The sequence below is a fragment of the Actinomyces ruminis genome (genome assembly GCF_002154335.2).
Classification (GTDB): domain Bacteria; phylum Actinomycetota; class Actinomycetes; order Actinomycetales; family Actinomycetaceae; genus Actinomyces; species Actinomyces ruminis.
This window is the reverse complement of the sequence record NZ_MTPX02000082.1, coordinates 94,631-109,617: the sequence shown is the minus strand read 5'-3', so window position 1 is coordinate 109,617 and position 14,987 is coordinate 94,631. Positions and strand designations below refer to the sequence as shown.

13 protein-coding genes and 2 pseudogenes are annotated in these 14,987 nt (G+C 70.5%); 11 read left to right on the top strand and 4 right to left on the bottom strand.

Translation table 11 applies throughout. The features are described 5' to 3' along the window. Positions 1 to 14 precede the first annotated feature (14 nt). Positions 15 to 674, top strand: a complete 660-nt coding sequence (locus tag BW737_RS15050; RefSeq protein WP_086614635.1) for an NAD(P)-dependent oxidoreductase — start codon at positions 15 to 17, stop codon at positions 672 to 674. Positions 675 to 786: 112 nt separating this feature from the next. Further along, positions 787 to 1,449 (top strand): ferritin-like fold-containing protein, encoded by a 663-nt coding sequence (locus tag BW737_RS15045; protein ID WP_086614636.1) that lies wholly within the window; start codon positions 787 to 789, stop codon positions 1,447 to 1,449. Between the two features lie 24 nt (positions 1,450 to 1,473). Here BW737_RS15045 and BW737_RS15040 read toward each other — a convergent pair whose 3' ends face one another. After that, entirely contained in the window at positions 1,474 to 2,325 is an 852-nt protein-coding gene (locus tag BW737_RS15040; RefSeq protein ID WP_086614637.1) for a sulfite exporter TauE/SafE family protein, read from the bottom strand. Between the two features lie 176 nt (positions 2,326 to 2,501). On the opposite strand from BW737_RS15040, the gene BW737_RS16375 reads away from it, so the two are divergent. Beyond that, the gene (locus tag BW737_RS16375) at positions 2,502 to 2,669 is read left to right on the top strand and encodes a hypothetical protein (RefSeq protein ID WP_180272250.1); all 168 of its coding nucleotides are present in this window, start codon (positions 2,502 to 2,504) and stop codon (positions 2,667 to 2,669) included. 297 nt (positions 2,670 to 2,966) lie between these two features. Here BW737_RS16375 and BW737_RS19645 read toward each other — a convergent pair. After that, positions 2,967 to 3,181, bottom strand: a pseudogene (locus BW737_RS19645) (DUF3107 domain-containing protein). Positions 3,182 to 3,430: 249 nt separating this feature from the next. Between BW737_RS19645 and BW737_RS19070 the strand changes: the two are divergent. The 5 genes from BW737_RS19070 to BW737_RS15010 all read left to right on the top strand — a co-directional run bounded on the left by BW737_RS19070 (position 3,431) and on the right by BW737_RS15010 (position 10,340). Continuing rightward, complete coding sequence (locus BW737_RS19070; protein WP_257210916.1) at positions 3,431 to 4,387, top strand: AAA family ATPase; 957 nt, start codon at positions 3,431 to 3,433, stop codon at positions 4,385 to 4,387. 242 nt (positions 4,388 to 4,629) lie between these two features. After that, complete coding sequence (locus BW737_RS15025) at positions 4,630 to 6,918, top strand: PD-(D/E)XK nuclease family protein (protein ID WP_257210915.1); 2,289 nt, start codon at positions 4,630 to 4,632, stop codon at positions 6,916 to 6,918. Further along, entirely contained in the window at positions 6,915 to 8,855 is a 1,941-nt protein-coding gene (locus tag BW737_RS15020) for an ATP-dependent helicase (protein WP_257210914.1), read from the top strand. Before BW737_RS15025 ends, BW737_RS15020 begins: the two co-directional genes overlap by 4 nt. Positions 8,856 to 8,871: 16 nt before the next feature. After that, complete coding sequence (locus tag BW737_RS19065; RefSeq protein WP_257210913.1) at positions 8,872 to 9,114, top strand: 3'-5' exonuclease; 243 nt, start codon at positions 8,872 to 8,874, stop codon at positions 9,112 to 9,114. Then, a complete protein-coding gene (locus BW737_RS15010; protein WP_086614640.1) occupies positions 9,111 to 10,340 on the top strand; it encodes a PD-(D/E)XK nuclease family protein in 1,230 nt (409 codons plus the stop codon). Before BW737_RS19065 ends, BW737_RS15010 begins: the two co-directional genes overlap by 4 nt. A 29-nt stretch (positions 10,341 to 10,369) precedes the next feature. On the opposite strand, the gene BW737_RS20160 is transcribed toward BW737_RS15010, so the two are convergent. Together BW737_RS20160 and BW737_RS20155 are read right to left on the bottom strand one after the other, a co-directional pair. Further along, on the bottom strand, positions 10,370 to 11,050 hold the full coding sequence (locus BW737_RS20160; RefSeq protein ID WP_420835769.1) for a phosphotransferase: 681 nt from the start codon (positions 11,048 to 11,050) through the stop codon (positions 10,370 to 10,372). Further along, entirely contained in the window at positions 10,990 to 11,559 is a 570-nt protein-coding gene (locus tag BW737_RS20155) for a protein kinase family protein (RefSeq protein ID WP_420835768.1), read from the bottom strand. Before BW737_RS20155 ends, BW737_RS20160 begins: the two co-directional genes overlap by 61 nt. Positions 11,560 to 11,833: 274 nt before the next feature. Between BW737_RS20155 and BW737_RS15000 the strand changes: the two are divergent. The 3 genes and pseudogenes from BW737_RS15000 (at position 11,834) to BW737_RS14990 (ending at position 14,915) form a co-directional block, all read left to right on the top strand. Continuing rightward, positions 11,834 to 13,138 (top strand): annotated as a pseudogene (locus BW737_RS15000) (CpaF family protein). Then, a complete protein-coding gene (locus BW737_RS14995) occupies positions 13,138 to 13,989 on the top strand; it encodes a type II secretion system F family protein (RefSeq protein ID WP_086614697.1) in 852 nt (283 codons plus the stop codon). The pseudogene BW737_RS15000 and the gene BW737_RS14995 overlap by 1 nt, the downstream one beginning before the upstream one ends. Then, the gene (locus tag BW737_RS14990; RefSeq protein WP_086614641.1) at positions 13,986 to 14,915 is read left to right on the top strand and encodes a type II secretion system F family protein; all 930 of its coding nucleotides are present in this window, start codon (positions 13,986 to 13,988) and stop codon (positions 14,913 to 14,915) included. Before BW737_RS14995 ends, BW737_RS14990 begins: the two co-directional genes overlap by 4 nt. Positions 14,916 to 14,987: the final 72 nt, after the last annotated feature.

The following is a 14,987-nucleotide window of genomic DNA, read 5'->3' as shown; positions in this document are numbered from 1 at the left end:
GAGAGGAATGAGTCATGAGGATCGCGGTAATCGGAGGTACGGGCAATGCCGGCTCCAGCATCATCGAGGAGGCGCTTGATCGTCACCACGAAGTCGTGTGCATCAGCCGTAACCCCAAGGACGTCGTGCACACCGAGTTCCCGGATATCGATTCCCGGTATGGTGACTGTGCGGACGTCGAGAGTCTTATTTCATCGATCCCGAGCGACACCGACGTCCTGGTGAACGCGGTCATGCCCGATCCCGACAACCCAACGACCTTCGGCACCTGGGCGAGCAATGTGGTCGAGGCGGCGAAGGCCCGCGGAGTCAAGCGGCTCCTTGCCGTCGGTGATTCGTGCGTGTTCGAAGTCAAGCCGGGTGTACGGCTCAGGGACACCTCGTTCCTGACACCCTTCTACCGCACGTGGTACGGCGTCCACGAACTCTCTCACGAGGTCTACCTGGCGGAGCATGAACTCGACTGGGTTGAGATCGCCCCCGCCGCGAAGATGTTCCCGGATCGGCGGCTGAAGACTTACAGGGTTGCGGTAGATGAGCTGTGCACCAAGGACATCTCCGATCCGGACTACGCCGCACAGTCGTACATCGGACTTGAGGACTTTGGCTACGCGTGTCTTGATGAGATAGAGCGGCCGCGGTACCACCGCCAGCGCATCTGCGTCGCCTATTAGTCTGCGTGGGGGGAGAGACCACCGAGCGATTCGACGATGAGGGCGGGTCACGTCGGCAAGGATCGATCTGGGAAACGCCCGACGGCGCGCGGTAAGGGCCTACCCTGGCACCATGACGAGCTCACCCCTTCCCGCCGGTCAGAGCACGGCCGCGTCGGCGTCCCCGCACACGGTTGCCGTGGTTGGCCTGGCCGCCTATACGTGGACCATCGCGTGCACGCGCTACGCCAAGGACGCCGACAAGGCCCCGGACATGGAACTGCGCGCCGAACTGCTGCGCATGAGCGCCGAGGCGGTCGCTTCCTTCGAACGGCTGCGGGTCGCGGCGGCGGACGCAGAGGTGGATGTGCTCGCGGCGGCCGAGCCCTTCGTCGGGGCACTGGGGGACTTCGACGAGCGGTTGCGCCCCCTGGACTGGTATGAGCGACTGACCAAGACCTACCTGACTTTCGGGCTGCTGCGTGACTTCGTCGTCGCGTTGGCGGAAACGGTGGAGGCGCCGCTGCGCGATCGGTTGATGGAGGACACCGGCGCCGACCGGTTGGCGTCCTTCGCCTCCTCTCAGCTGGTGCCGGCAATCGGTGAGGACACGCAGCTGGCGGCGCGCCTGGGACTGTGGGGGCGCCGCGTGGTGGGCGAGGAGATCGGCACCATGAAGCGCCTGTTGCTCACCGCCCCGGACCTGGCCACCTCGGGCGCCGATGGTGAGGCGCTGCACGCGGCCCTCTCCCAGGGGGCGACCACCCGTATGCGGGGGCTGGGGCTGCGCGTCTAGCCGACCGCCGTCGTCGAGCCGGGATCAGAAGCCGAGCAGCAGCCAGACGGTCAGTGCCAGTCCGCCGACCACCACGGCGGCATGAATGACTCGCTCGGGAATCAGCCGCTGAATCAGGGGCGCCACGTAACCGCCGGCGAAGGAACCGAGGCCGACGGCGATTGCTGCTCCCCAATCGACCCGCCCCTGCACAATGAACAGCACGGCCGCGGCGACGTTGGACAGTGTCAGCATGGGGGTCTTCATCACGACGGCCGCGTGAGTGTTCATGGGCGTGCCCAGGGTGCACAGAGCGAAGAAGAGCACTCCCGCGCCGGCACCGAAGTAGCCGCTGTAGACCATGATCGCCGCCATCAGGGCCAGGAATGCGGGTGCGGGCAGCCGGTAGTTGGTGGCGCCGCGCCGCAGTCGCGGGCTCAGGGCGACCAGCACGGTGGCGAGTAGCACCAGCCAGGGCACGACTGCCTCGAATACACCGGGTGGGGCCACCAGCAGCAGCGCACCGCCCACGAGCCCGCCGACGACGGCGATGAGCGCCTGGGGAAGCAGCGGGTAGTAGCGGATCTGCCTGAGCCGGTCCCAGGAGGTGATCAGCGAGCCGATGCCGCCGGGAATCAGACTGACCGTGTTGGAGGCGTTGGCGACCACCGGGGGCACGCCCAGGGCGAGCATCGCGGGGTAGGAGACGAGCGAGGCCATTCCCACCAGGTAGCCGACGATGGCGGCCAACACGCCGGCGAGGAACAGCAGGGCGTAGGTGATTACGGGCGACATCGCGGTTAACAGTAGCTGTAACGCGTTGGGCTGCTGCGTGGTCGGATGGGTCTGGGCGGCGCGCCTGCCGGAGGAGCCGCGCGGCGCAGAAGTGTGAGGCATGATACGTGCGTGGCTCACGCCGGGGCGTCGTTGCACCGCGGTGAGTTCGCTGGCGAAGCAGATTCGCGCAGATCAAACAGATTCGACAATCAGCAGTCCTGACGCTGAAAGGGGACCACATGTTCGTACGTCGTGAGGCAATCGCCGTCCGTTGTGACCACGAGGGGTGCGACCGCATGGTCGCGCACCGGGTGGTCGACACCGTCCACGACCCGGATGGCACGGCGATTGAGCGCGTGCTTGCGTTGAGCTACACCGAGCACGACGCACTGCGCGCGGCCGAACGCGACGGCTTCAAGATCATGGGGGACCACGTCTTCTGCGAGAAGCACGACCGGTTGTAGCGCGGTGTTGGTGGTGTGGGTGGTGCCGCCGGTGGGGCCGGAGGGATGGTCTGTTGACGTTTTACGACCTTGGGGTACCACCCCGGGGTCGATAAACGCACCCCAAGGTCGTAAAACGCCAGGCGGCGCCCCACACGTCACTGGTACCGGCCTCGACGAAGGGGGAAAGGCAAGGTGGTGCCCCTACCGCCGCCCGATCCCCAGGCACGCAAAAGGCGGCGCCCGCTTGTGGAGGCGGACGACGCCCTCGAGCTTGAATCAGGCGCCGAGCCGAGGCGGCGCCGTCCTCGGGGTGATTCAGATGCCGAAGCCGACGCGGCGGGGGGAGCTTCGCCGATCGTCGATGTAGCGAGCGAGCCCGCCGGGATGAACACCTTGCGCCCCTTGTCGTCGGTCAAGGTGACCGCGGAGGTGGCGGCGTCAGCCACAGCCGCAAGGACCTCCTCCTGGGAGGCGGAGGTCTCCAGCTGGAGCTCACGAGTCGAGTGCTTGATTCCGATGGTGACCTGCATAGGTACTCCTTGTGTCCAGGACTCCGGCCGCTCAAGCCTGTAAAGGCAACGGCCCGCGGTGGGGTGTCTGTCCTGATCCTATGGGCGTCACCGGCGCGAAGGCTTACCCGATCCACCGCAATCCGAGCCGTTTCGCGTCGCGCGGACAGCACACCTTCGTCGTCTGTTGTCGTTGCCCTCACCAATCCGACGTCCAGACGACGTTAAGGGCTCCCAATTCAGGTCGGGCCTCCGTGGTGAGATGGATACATGACCAGCCCCACCGGCGCCCCCCGCCTCCTGCCCCCGCTCGCGCAGCCCCCACTGCCCGAGCCGGACGCCTCTGCCACTCGGGTCCTTACTCGCGCCGCAGACGGCGCGAACCTCGTCGTCCTCGGCGCCCCCGGCACCGGCAAGACCACCACCGCCCTGCGCCTGCTGGTTGACGCAGCGGCTATCCACCGCAAGAAAGCCGTCCTGCTCGCCCCCACGCGCGCCCGCGGGGACCGCCTGCGCGAACGCGCCTCCCACCTGCTCGGCCTCGCCGGTGCCCCCTCCGGCACGGTCCGGGTGGGCACCCCGGTAGGCCTTGCCTTTACGATCCTGAAGACCTCATTCACCCAGCGCCCCGACCCGCTGCCCGCGCCGGTCCTGCTCGCCGGTGCGGAGGAGGACGCCGCCCTGGCACAGCTGCTGCGGGGCACCACTTGGGGAGACCTGCCCGCCGAGGCCGTAGACTCCCGCGCCTTCCGCACCGAGTTGCGTAACCTGCTGGCCCGGGCCGGAGAACTCGGCGTCACCGCCGAGCAGCTCGCCAGTCTCGGTGCCGAGCTGGACATCCCCATCTGGCGGCACGCCGCCCCACTGCTGCGTACCTGGGACGCGCAGGGCCGCCCCAGCGCCGCCAACCGCTCCACGGTCCGCAAGATGGACTCGGCCCGCTTGCAGGACCGCGCCCGCGAAGCTCTGGGAACCTGGGATGACGACGGCGTGCTCGCGCCCCGTCCCGTCCCGGAGGTGGTCATCGTCGACGACTACCAGGACTGCACCGCCGCCACCGCCCGCCTCTTGGCCGCGCTCGCCGTCCCCGACGCCACCGGCCACCGCGCCAGATCATCGCGCTTGGCGATCCCGACGCCGCCGTCGAGGTCTTCCGCGGAGGCAATCCCAGCCTGCTCAACGCTGCCGAGGATCGCTCCGGGCTCGCCGCCGAGCGCCTCACACTGAGCACGGTTCACCGCGGTACACCCGAACTGGTCCGGCTGTGGTCCACACAGGCCGACCGCATCCCCGTCACCGGCACCGCCACTTACCGGCACCCCGAGCATGCGAGCGACACGGCGGCCGTAGCCGCTCCCAGCGGCGTCGAGACCCTCCTCGCCTCCAGCCCGCTCCAGCAGACCGCCCAGATCGCCCGCATCCTGCGCGGCGAGCACGTCCACCACAACACCGCCTGGGACCAGATGGCCGTGATCGTCCGTTCCGCGGGCACCGCCCGCGCGGTCAGCCGCGAGCTGCGCCACCATGGCGTGCCCCTGGCCTCCACCACCCCGGCCGTGCTGCTGCGCGCGGAGCCCGCGGCCGCAGCCATCATCAATGCCTGCCGGGCCGCGCTGGCAGGCACTTTCGGCGACGCCGGCAGCCCACCCGAGTGGTCCACCGCCTTCGAACTGCTCACCAGCCCCCTGATTGGGCTGACCAACCTGGACCTGCGCCGACTGCGCCGTCGCCTGCGCGCAGACCGACCCGCCGAGGCCGGTCGGGATGAGAACCTGCTCGGCGTCCTGGCCACCCCCGACGCCGCCACCGCCCTGGTCCGCGAGCTCGCCGACGAGCCCCTGGCCGAGCAGGCCAAGCGGCTGGAACGCGCCGCCCACGTCGTCGCCGCCCTGCGGGGCGTGGTCGAGGCCGCCCGGGAAGAGGAACGCCTGGTCGACGCCGAGGCGCTGATGTGGGCGGCCTGGCAGGCTTCGGAGTGCGCGGAGGCGTGGCGCGCCACGGCGCTGGCGCCGCGCACCACGCGCACCGCCGCGCTCATGGCCGAGGCGGCCGAACAGGATCTGGACGTGGTCACCGTGCTGTTCAAACGCGCCGAGGTGTGGGCCGAGCGCCACCCCGGGGCCGCAGCAGGCGACTTCTTCAGCGAGCTCGCGGCGGAGGTGCTGCCCTCAGACACGGTGGCCCCGCAGGGGATACGCCCCGCCGGCGTCGCCGTCCTGACCCCTGCCGCCGCGGCCGGAGCCCAGTGGGAGGTGGTGGTCGTCGCCGGGGTGGAGCGCGACGTGTGGCCCGACCTGCGGCTGCGCGACGGATTGACCCACGCTGGCCTGCTGGTCGACGCCGTCACCGGCCGTCTCCCGCTCGCGGCCGACGGCAGACGGTCGACCGCACAAGACCCCGCCGAGGCCCGCAGCCAGGTCCGGGGCGATGAGCGCCGCATGTTCCTGTCCGCCCTCTCCCGCGCCAGCCGCCGCCTGATCGTCACCGCGGCGCTGGACGCCGACTGCGCGCCCTCCGCCTTCCTGCTCGAGGTCGCCGAGACGAGCGGGCAGAAGCTCTTCAACGAGGACGGCGGACTCGAGCCCGCCCCGGATGCTGCCGACCTGACCCTGCCAGGGCTCGTGGGAGAACTGCGCGCCGCGGCCGTAACCGGTCGCCTGGAGGGGGCCGACGCCGGTGAGCGCGCTCGCGGCCGGCAGGCCGAGCAACTGCTGGCCGTACTAGCGTGCGACGGTGTCAGCGCCGCCGACCCCGCCAACTGGGCCGGTCTGGGGCAGCCGACCTCCGCCGCGCCCCTGGTCGGCTCGGGTCAAGAGATCCGTATCAGCCCCTCCGACGTCGAGGCGATCAGCAAGTGCCCGCTGAAGTGGTTCTTTCAGCGCAACGGTGGCGGCACCGGCACCAGCGATGCCCAGAGGGTCGGCATGCTCGTGCATGGCCTGGCCGAGCGCGCCGAGCGAGAAGGACTGCGCGGCGAGGCGCTGCGCCAGGCCCTGGAGGACGCGCTGCCGGAGCTGGGCTACCCGGACACCTGGCTCGGCAACATCGAGCGGCAGCGCGTGCGCGACATGATCGGCCGGCTCGACGCCTACCTCGGTTCGGTCACCGGCCCCGCCCTGGTGGAGCAGACGGTGGATGTCCACCTGGATTTGCCAGTACCCAAGGACGAAGAGGAGGAAAGCGCTGCTGCTGACGGCGGCGAGTCCGCAGCAAGCGCCGACGGCGGGCGTGCAGTCGACGCTGGGGCCGCGGCTACTGGCGGTGAGCCTGTGCCCGAGGGGGAGCCGATCCCGGTGCGCATACGCGGGCGTATCGACCGCCTGGAGTTTCTCGACGGCGCCCCGCCCGACCCGTCCGCGGACGGGGTGCTCCCCGCCGGGCAGGGGCAGCGCGTGCGCGTCATCGACTTCAAGACCGGCAGCGGCAAGCCAGATATGCCCAAGCGCAACGCGCAGCTTGCTACCTACCGCATGGCTTTGGCGGCCCTCGGCTACCAGGTTGATGGCACTGGGCTCGCCTTCCTCGGCATGAAGCCGCGCGGCACTGATCCCGGCCCGAAGATCCTTCCGGACGGAATGGTCCTCGAGTCCAGCCCCGATCCGGAGACCGGAAAGGAGTGGGACGTGAAGCTGCTCGCCCGCGCCGCGCTGGACGTTTCCGGCGCCAGTCTCATGGCCCGCAGCGGTGGCCACTGCCAATGGTGCTCCTTCAAGGCCAGTTGCCCCGTCAATCCCGAAGGAAGGAGGACCGTGGCATGAGCGCCGCCGACCTCACCCCCGAAGCCCTCGCTAAGAGGCTCGGACTGCCTCGTCCCACCGAGGAACAGGCGGAAGTCATCGGCTATCCGCTGCGGCCCCTGCTCGTGGTCGCCGGCGCTGGCAGTGGCAAGACCGCCACCATGAGCCAGCGCGTCGTCCACCTGGTTGCCACCGGCGTCGTTCGCCCCGATCAGGTACTGGGACTGACCTTCACCCGCAAGGCCACGGCGGAACTGGCCGAGCGTGTCTCCCTCCGCCTCGCCCAGCTGGCCGACAGCGGCGTTATCGCGGGCGCTGACGAAGATCCTGAGCCGACCGTGGCCACCTATGACTCCTTCGCCGGCTCACTCGTGCGCGAATACGGCCTGTACGTCGGCGCCGACCCGGACGCCACCCTGATCACCGAGGCCCGCAAGTGGCAGATCGTCACCGACATCATTGAGCGGCGCACGGACCCGCTTCCTTTCGATTCCAAGTCCGGTGCGATCGGCGCCGTCCTGCGCGCAGACAACGCGCTGTCCACGAACTTGCTCAGCATTGACACCGCCCGCGAGGAGCTGTCCGGACTGCATGAGCAATTGGTGGGGCTGGTCAGCACATACGGGGTTGGTAGTGACTTCAGGGGCGCACCGGAAGCCATGGAGGCCTGGCTGGGCGCGCTCGACGCCGTGCAGGACTTTCGCGACTACAAGCGTCGCCACGGACTGGTCGACTTCGGCGATCGGCTGGCACTGGCCTGCCGTATCGCCGAAGAGGTGCCCGAGGCCGCGGCGGCCATGCGCGCGCAGTACCCAGCGGTGCTGCTGGACGAGTTCCAGGACACCTCCGTAGCCCAGGTGCGGCTGCTCTCCGCCCTGTTCGCGGACCAGGGTGTTACCGCCGTCGGCGACCCGAACCAGGCCATCTACGGCTGGCGCGGTGCCAGTGCCGGCGCGTTGGACACCTTCCATGCCCGCTTCAATCCCACTGGGGTGCAAGCTGTAGCCCGGGGCGGCAACCCCGAAGCCGAGACGCCGGTGCTGCAGCTGTCTACCGCTTGGCGCAACGACTCCACCGTCCTAGTCGCTGCCAATGTCATCTCCAGGCCACTGCGCAATCCCGAGTACCAGCCCGGCGATGCCCTGGTCAGCCACGTCCCGGTCCGCGAATTGCAGGAGCGCTCGGCTGCCGACGGTCTGGGTGCCGGGCAGGTGCTTGCAACTTTTCTCGCGGACCCACTGCAGGAGGCCGATGCCATCGCCGACTTCATGCAGGAGCGCTGGCGCCCCGACGCCGAACTGGCTGTCCTGTGCCGCAGCCGCAGCCAGATGACGCCGGTGGCCGAGGCGCTTGAGGCGCGTGGGGTGCCCTACGAAGTAGCGGTGTCGGGCGGCATGCTGTCCATCCCAGAGGTAGCGGATGTGCGGGCCCTGCTGACCGTGGCCGCCGACCCCGAGCGTGGCGATCGGCTCATGCGCCTGCTCGCAGGAGCGACATTGGTGCCGTTGATCTACGGGCTCTGCAATGCTTTGCCCGTGAGCTTGCACGCCAGCACGACCTGGCCAACGGCGTCGGGGAGGGGACGCGGGCCGACGGCGCCAATTCTGAGGAAAGTGGCGGCACACCCGCTGCGGAGCAGCCCGAGGAGGCGTCCCTTTCCGAGGCGCTCGAGGAACTCGCTCGTCGTGACGATGCCGCCCGCACCGCCGGCGCCGGCGTGCCGCGGGAACGGGCGAGCAGACGGTGGGTCCTGCGGTGGCGGGCCTCAGCGAGGCGGGCCGGCAGATTGCGCTGCGGATCGCCCGAGCCCTGCGGCGCGTGCGCGGCGCACTCGCGCTGCCATTGCCGGATCTGATGGCCGTGTCCGAGCAGGCCCTGGGCCTGGACGTGGAGCTCGCCGCCCGCGTCGGCAACCGTATGGGCAGGCGCGCCCTGGACACGTTCCGGACCGTCGCTGAGCAATATGCCGCCGATGTGGAGACGCCCACGGTCTCCGGGTTCCTGGAACTACTTGACTACGCGGAGTCGGAGGAGCGTGGGTTGGAAGCGCCCGAGGTCGAGCCCGAGCCTGGTGCCGTGCAGATCATGACCATCCACAGCGCCAAGGGACTGGAGTGGGATCACGTGGCTGTGGTTGGTCTGACCGAGACCTCGTTCCCCTTGTACCGGGGCAACTCGGTTCCCGCTGACAGGAAGGTGCGTACGAGTGGTGGATGACCTCCAAGCGGGAGTTCCCCTACCCGCTGCGTTCCGATGCGGACCAGCTACCGCCCTTCGAGCTGGGTGGCCTGGAGACTCCGCTGGGCCCTGGGATTAAGTTGAGCCGGGATGAGAAGAACGAGATCAAGGATCTCAGGGAACAGTACCGACTGGCGCTCGGTCGACACCTGGTTGCCGAGGAGCGCCGCCTGGCCTATGTGGCCATTACGCGGGCGCGTCACCACGTGCTGCTGACCGGCTCGCATCTGGTCAAGGAGGGCAACACCCCCCAACCCGCCTCACGGTTCCTGACCGAGCTGCAGCAGGCGGAACTGCTGATCGAGTTCGGTCCCGGCTTCTCCGAACTGCCCCAGGATGCCACCAACCCCGTCGGGGTTGCGCAGGCCCCCTGGCCGGTTACGCACCCGGCTGCCCCCGGTTCGGAGCGCGCAGCCCGCATTGCCGCCGCCGAGGCCGTCACGCGTGCCATGGCGGCCCCCGCCGCCGTGGTCTCCGCGGAAGAGGCCCCGTGTGACGGGCAACTCGCGGGGTATGGTACCGCCGACCCGCGCGTGGCGCGCTGGCGGGAGGACGCCCGCCTGCTGCTGGCCGAGCGCGAGGCCGCCGCAAACGCAATGCCCACGGTCCGCCAGCCCGCCCACCTGGCCGCCACCCGGCTGACCGCGCTGCGCGATAACCGGGAGCAGTTCGCGCTAGACCTGCGCCGTCCCTTACCGACCCAGCCACAATCCGCCGGGCGCTTGGGCACCGTCTTCCACGACGCCATCGCGCAGCGCTTGACCAGCCAGGGCCCGCTGTTCAACCTGGAGGATGCCGGGGTCCCGGAGACCCTGAGCAAAGCCGACCGCGACCGCGTCAACAACTGGCTCACGGTCGCCGCCGAGCACCGGCTGCTGAACGGCTACCGGCTGGTCGCCACCGAGGAACCGCTTGAGCTCACCGTCGGCGACACCACCCTGCGCTGCCGCATCGACGCCGTCTTCCAGCGGCCGGGCAGCGATCACTACCTGGTGGTCGACTGGAAGACCGGTCATAAGCGGGTACCGGTGGACCAGCTCAGCGTGTACGTGCACGCCTGGGCCGCGAGAGAACAGATCCCCACCGACCAGATCCGCGCCGCCTACGTCTACGTCGCCGACAACGGCGACGTAGACGAACTGGACGAGGAATCCTTCCTCCCCTTGGAGGAGATTCGGCGCAGCCTGGACCCATGGGGCCAGTGAGCGGCGGGCGCCGTACCCGGCGGTAGGGACTAGTCCTCGCTGCCGGTCTCGTTGCTGTCCGCCTCATTGTCGGCGGCGCTGTCGTGACCGTGGTCCGCGTCGTCCTCGACCAACACCATCTTGACCTCGCTGGTGGTGGCCTCCGGCTCGGCCGGCTCCTTGACTCCCGGAACGGGCGCCAGGCGCGGGCCGGTCTGCTCCACCAGCGGCTCATCCCCGACCTGGTCGGCCAGGTCCGTCAGCATTGCCACGGCGTCATCGATGATCGAGTCGGAGTGGGAGCGCACCCCGTGCCTGAGCCACTCGGCCAGGCTCAGCTCGCTGACCAGCTCCGCCCGGTCGCGCAGGTGCCGGTCCACGCCCTCGGTGCGCGCCAGATCGTAGGCGGACTCGATCGAGTCCAGGCAGTCCACGGGCACGGAGGCGTACACCCACGCCATGTCCTCGGCCGGGTCGCCCACATGCACCTGGCCCAGCCCGCGCACGGCCACCACCGCGCCGCCCGCCGTCAGCACGTTCTCCGGCGCCAGGTCCCCGTGCACCACCACCGGCCGGAAGCGCCACAGGGCCGTATCCTCCAGCGCCACCTCCCAGCGGGCCAGCAGCGCCGGCGGCACCTTCCCGGTCCCGGCGGCGTCGTCGAGCAGGTTCAGCCAGCGGGTGCGTACGTCGTCGGCGTCGTATACCGGCAGGCCTGCCTCGGAGACCACCGTGTGGGCAGGTCGTGCAGTTCGCCCAATGCCCTGCCCAACCCCGCGGACAGCCCCGGCCCCGGGCGCAACGAATCGACGTCAATGGGGCGTCCCTCCAGGTGGGAACGCACCTGAATGTAGCTGCCCTCCTGCCGCAGCGTGCCGGCGGGGCGGGGCACGTCGAAGGACAGGCGCCCGTCGTCGACGATCCTCCCGATGCGTCGCAGCACCTCGGCCTCCGCCTCCAGGGTTGCGCCGGTCGCATCCGCGTGAGTCTCCAGCACCTCCCAGTGACGGCCCTGGGTGTCGACGACGCCGACCACCCGCAGGTCGGCGGAGCGCTCCTGGGGCAGGGCCAGGCGCGCGGGATCCAGCCCTGGAACGGCCACCGCGGCCATGGCGGCCAGAGCCAGTGGCGAGCGTTCGCGGGCGGGCTCCGCGTCGGGCACAGACCCACCCGATGCGGCGGCGTGAGGCGACGCGGAGGCGGAAGCGGGGGCGGACGGTCCGGCAGGCGGCTGTGACATGACTCCACCGTAAGCGAGGAACCCGCCGGTCGGGGTGGCGCCGCGCCCCGAGGAGCGCCCACCATCCAGGCGATTGCCAGGGGGCTGTCACCATTGGTACGTCCTCGCCGGCGGCCGGAGTTTTCCACAGGGCCCTGAGACGGGGTGGCGTTGATGCGCAGTTGTGACCTATGGTCGCGGCGTGGCGCTGCTCAGTGTCGAGCCAGTGCCGCACACGCCAGCCGCTGGTGAGTACTCCGCTAGCGTCGAAAAACCGTCAATCGTGAGGCCCGCCATGGATGCCGCAGCCTTGCTGCACTCCGAAATCCGCGAACTCGTCCGCCGCCGCGGCGTCGACCCGCTTACGGACGCCCCCGGCCTGGAGGCGCTTGTCGCCGAGGCCAGTGCCGACTACGTCGCCCGCGCCGACGCCGGCCTGGTCCCGCCCCTGCCCGACCCCGACGACGCCGCGCCGTGCCGTCGACGCGCTGGCCGGCCTGGGCCCCCTGCAGCGCTACCTGGACGACGACACGGTTGAGGAGATCTGGTGCAACGCCCCCGGCCGGGTATTCATCGCCCGCGCCGGCCGCCCCGAACTGACGACCACGCTGCTGGAGGATGAGGAGCTGCGCGTACTGGTGGAGCGGATGCTGCGCGCCTCCGGGCGCCGCCTGGACCTGGCCAGCCCCTTTGTGGACGCTCAACTGCCGGGCGGGGAGCGCCTGCACGTGGTCATCCCGCCCATCACCTCCCGGCATTGGGCGGTCAACATCCGCAAGCACACTTCCCGGGCCGCGCGCACCAGCGACCTGGTGCGGATGGCTCGCTCACCGCACACGCCGCCGCCTTCCTGGATGCCTCCGTGCAGGCCGGGCTGAACATCCTCGTCTCGGGCGCCACCCAGGCCGGTAAGACCACCATGGTGCGGGCCCTGGCCGGCGCCATTCCCGCCGGGCAGCGCGTGATCACCTGCGAGGAGGTCTTCGAACTGGCGCTGCGCAACCGGGACTGCGTAGCCATGCAGACCCGCGCCGCCAACCTGGAGGGGGTCGGGGAGATCAACCTGCGGCGCCTGGTCAAGGAAGCGCTGCGTATGCGGCCCGACCGACTGTTGATCGGGGAGGTGCGCGAGGCCGAGGCCCTGGACCTGCTGATCGCCATGAACTCCGGCATGCCGTCGATGTCTACATTGCATGCCAACTCCGCCCGGGAGGCGATCATCAAGATCTGCACGCTGCCGTTGCTGGCCGGCGAGAATGTATCCGCAGGTTTCGTCGTCCCCACGGTGGCCGGCGCGGTCGACCTGGTCGTTCACCTGGACCTCGGCCCCGATGGCCATCGCCAGGTGCGTGAGATCGCCGCCCTGTCCGGCCGGGTGGAGAACGGCACCATCGAAATGTCCGACGTCTTCCAACGCGATGACGCCGGCCTGCTGGTGCGCGGTCCGGGCATACCGCGCGCCGCCGAACGCTACGCCCGCGCGGGCCACGACCTGGCCGCCCTGCTCACCGGCGACGCCGTGGGGTCCCAACCGGTCCTGCGCGCGTCCGGGGCCGGCGCTCTCGCCGGGACGGCACGGGCCGCGGGGGAGTGGTCCTGATGGGGGCCGTAGCTGGTCTGTTGGGCGGCAGCGGCATCATCCTGGTCTGGCTCGCCCTGACCAGCGAACCGCCCCGGTGGCGTTCGGCCCGCCAGCGGCGCCTGGCGGACCTGCTGGTGCAGGCAGGCGTCGGCCGCACCAGTCCCGCCCTGTTCGTCGCCGGCAGCCTCGGGCTCGGCCTGGTGACCGCACTGGTCTTCCTGGGGGTATCCCGGGCCTGGCCGATCGCGGCCGCCTTCGGAGCCATCGCCGCCGGCGCACCGCTGCTGGTGGTCTCCTCCCGGGCCCGCGCCCGCCGCACCAACCTGCGCGAGGTCTGGCCGGAGGCCGTCGACACCCTGGTGTCGGGCGTGCGCGCCGGCATGAGCCTGCCCGAGGCACTGGCCAACCTCGGCGAGCGCGGACCCGAACCGATCCGGGAGGAACTGCGCGCCTTCGGCGTCGACTACGCCACCACCGCCCGCTTCGACCAGTCACTGGACCGGCTCAAGGCCCGCTTCGCCGATCCGGTGGCCGACCGCATCGTGGAGGCCCTGCGGCTGGCGCACGAGGTCGGTGGCAACGACCTGACCACCCTGTTGCGCTCGCTGTCGCGGATGCTGCGCGAGGACCTGCGCACCCGCGGCGAGCTAGAGGCGCGCCAGTCCTGGACCGTCAACGGGGCGCGGGTGGCGGTGGCCGCGCCATGGATCGTGCTGGCACTGCTGTCCACCCGCCCCCAGGCGGCCGCCGCCTATGCCACCGCCACCGGCGCCCTCACACTCGCCATCGGCGGGGCGGTGACCGTGATCGCCTACCGGCTCATGTTGCGGCTCGGGCGCCTGCCCGAGGAAGACCGGGTGCTGCGATGAGTCCCGGGATCACCGGCGCCCTGGCCGGCCTACTCGCCGCCTGCGGCATCCTCGCCGTCCTCGACGCCGTGCGGCGCCACCGTCCCACCCTCACCGCGCGCCTGGAACCCTATGTGCACGCCCGCTCCGCCACCTCGCGGCTACTGACCGGGGCACCGGCCGCGGACGGGCAGACCGTCAGCGCCGTGCTGCTGGACACGGTCGCGCGGCTCGGCGGCGTGCTGGAGGCGATCGGCTCCTCCGCCGAGTCGGTGCGCCGGCGCCTGGCTCGCTCCGGGACCGGGCTGACCTATGAGGAGTTGCGCACCCAGCAGCTGCTGTGGGCCGTGGCCGGGCTCGCCGTCGCCGCCGGTGGCGGACTGGCGCTGTCGTTGGTCTGGCGGGTCAACGTGCCGCTGCTGATCGTGCTGGCGCTGCTGGCCGGCGTCGGCGGGGCGGCCGCCCGCGACTGGTGGCTCACCCGCACCGTGAACCGGCGTTGCGCGCGCATTGAGGCGCAACTGCCCGACGTCGTCGAACTGCTTGCGCTCGTGGTCGGTGCCGGGCAGGGTCCTGTCGCGGCCATCGAGCGGGTCGTGCGCGTGGGGCACGGCGAGCTCATTGAGGAACTGGAGGTCACTCTTGCCGACGTCCGCTCGGGCACCGTGCTGTCCACCGCCCTGGTCCACCTGGAGCAGCGGGTCGGCTCCTTACAGGTCACCCGCCTGTCGGAGGCGATCGCCGTCGCTCTGGAACGCGGCACCCCGCTGGCCGACGTGTTGCGCGCCCAGGCCGCCGACGCCCGCGAGGCCTCCCGGCGTGCCCTGATGGAGGAGGGCGGGCGCCGCGAGATCGCCCAGATGGTGCCTGTCGTCTTCCTGATCCTGCCCATCACCGTCGTCTTCGCCCTTTTCCCGGGCCTGTTCGTGCTGCGGATCGGCCTATGAACTAGCTCCCCGCGCCGCGCACCCGCTCCTTGCTTCCAAGCCGCAAGAGACCTCCCACCGTCAAGCCAAACC

What these genes read in the sequence shown, in the direction of transcription:
- BW737_RS15050 (WP_086614635.1), top strand. Translation starts at nt 15, where the DNA reads ATGAGGATCGCGGTAATCGGAGGTACGGGCAATGCCGGCTCCAGCATC.
- BW737_RS15045 (WP_086614636.1), top strand. Translation starts at nt 787, where the DNA reads ATGACGAGCTCACCCCTTCCCGCCGGTCAGAGCACGGCCGCGTCGGCG.
- BW737_RS15040 (WP_086614637.1), bottom strand. Translation starts at nt 2,325, where the DNA reads ATGCCTCACACTTCTGCGCCGCGCGGCTCCTCCGGCAGGCGCGCCGCC.
- BW737_RS16375 (WP_180272250.1), top strand. Translation starts at nt 2,502, where the DNA reads ATGGTCGCGCACCGGGTGGTCGACACCGTCCACGACCCGGATGGCACG.
- BW737_RS19070 (WP_257210916.1), top strand. Translation starts at nt 3,431, where the DNA reads ATGACCAGCCCCACCGGCGCCCCCCGCCTCCTGCCCCCGCTCGCGCAG.
- BW737_RS15020 (WP_257210914.1), top strand. Translation starts at nt 6,915, where the DNA reads ATGAGCGCCGCCGACCTCACCCCCGAAGCCCTCGCTAAGAGGCTCGGA.
- BW737_RS15010 (WP_086614640.1), top strand. Translation starts at nt 9,111, where the DNA reads ATGACCTCCAAGCGGGAGTTCCCCTACCCGCTGCGTTCCGATGCGGAC.
- BW737_RS20155 (WP_420835768.1), bottom strand. Translation starts at nt 11,559, where the DNA reads ATGTCACAGCCGCCTGCCGGACCGTCCGCCCCCGCTTCCGCCTCCGCG.
- BW737_RS14995 (WP_086614697.1), top strand. Translation starts at nt 13,138, where the DNA reads ATGGGGGCCGTAGCTGGTCTGTTGGGCGGCAGCGGCATCATCCTGGTC.
- BW737_RS14990 (WP_086614641.1), top strand. Translation starts at nt 13,986, where the DNA reads ATGAGTCCCGGGATCACCGGCGCCCTGGCCGGCCTACTCGCCGCCTGC.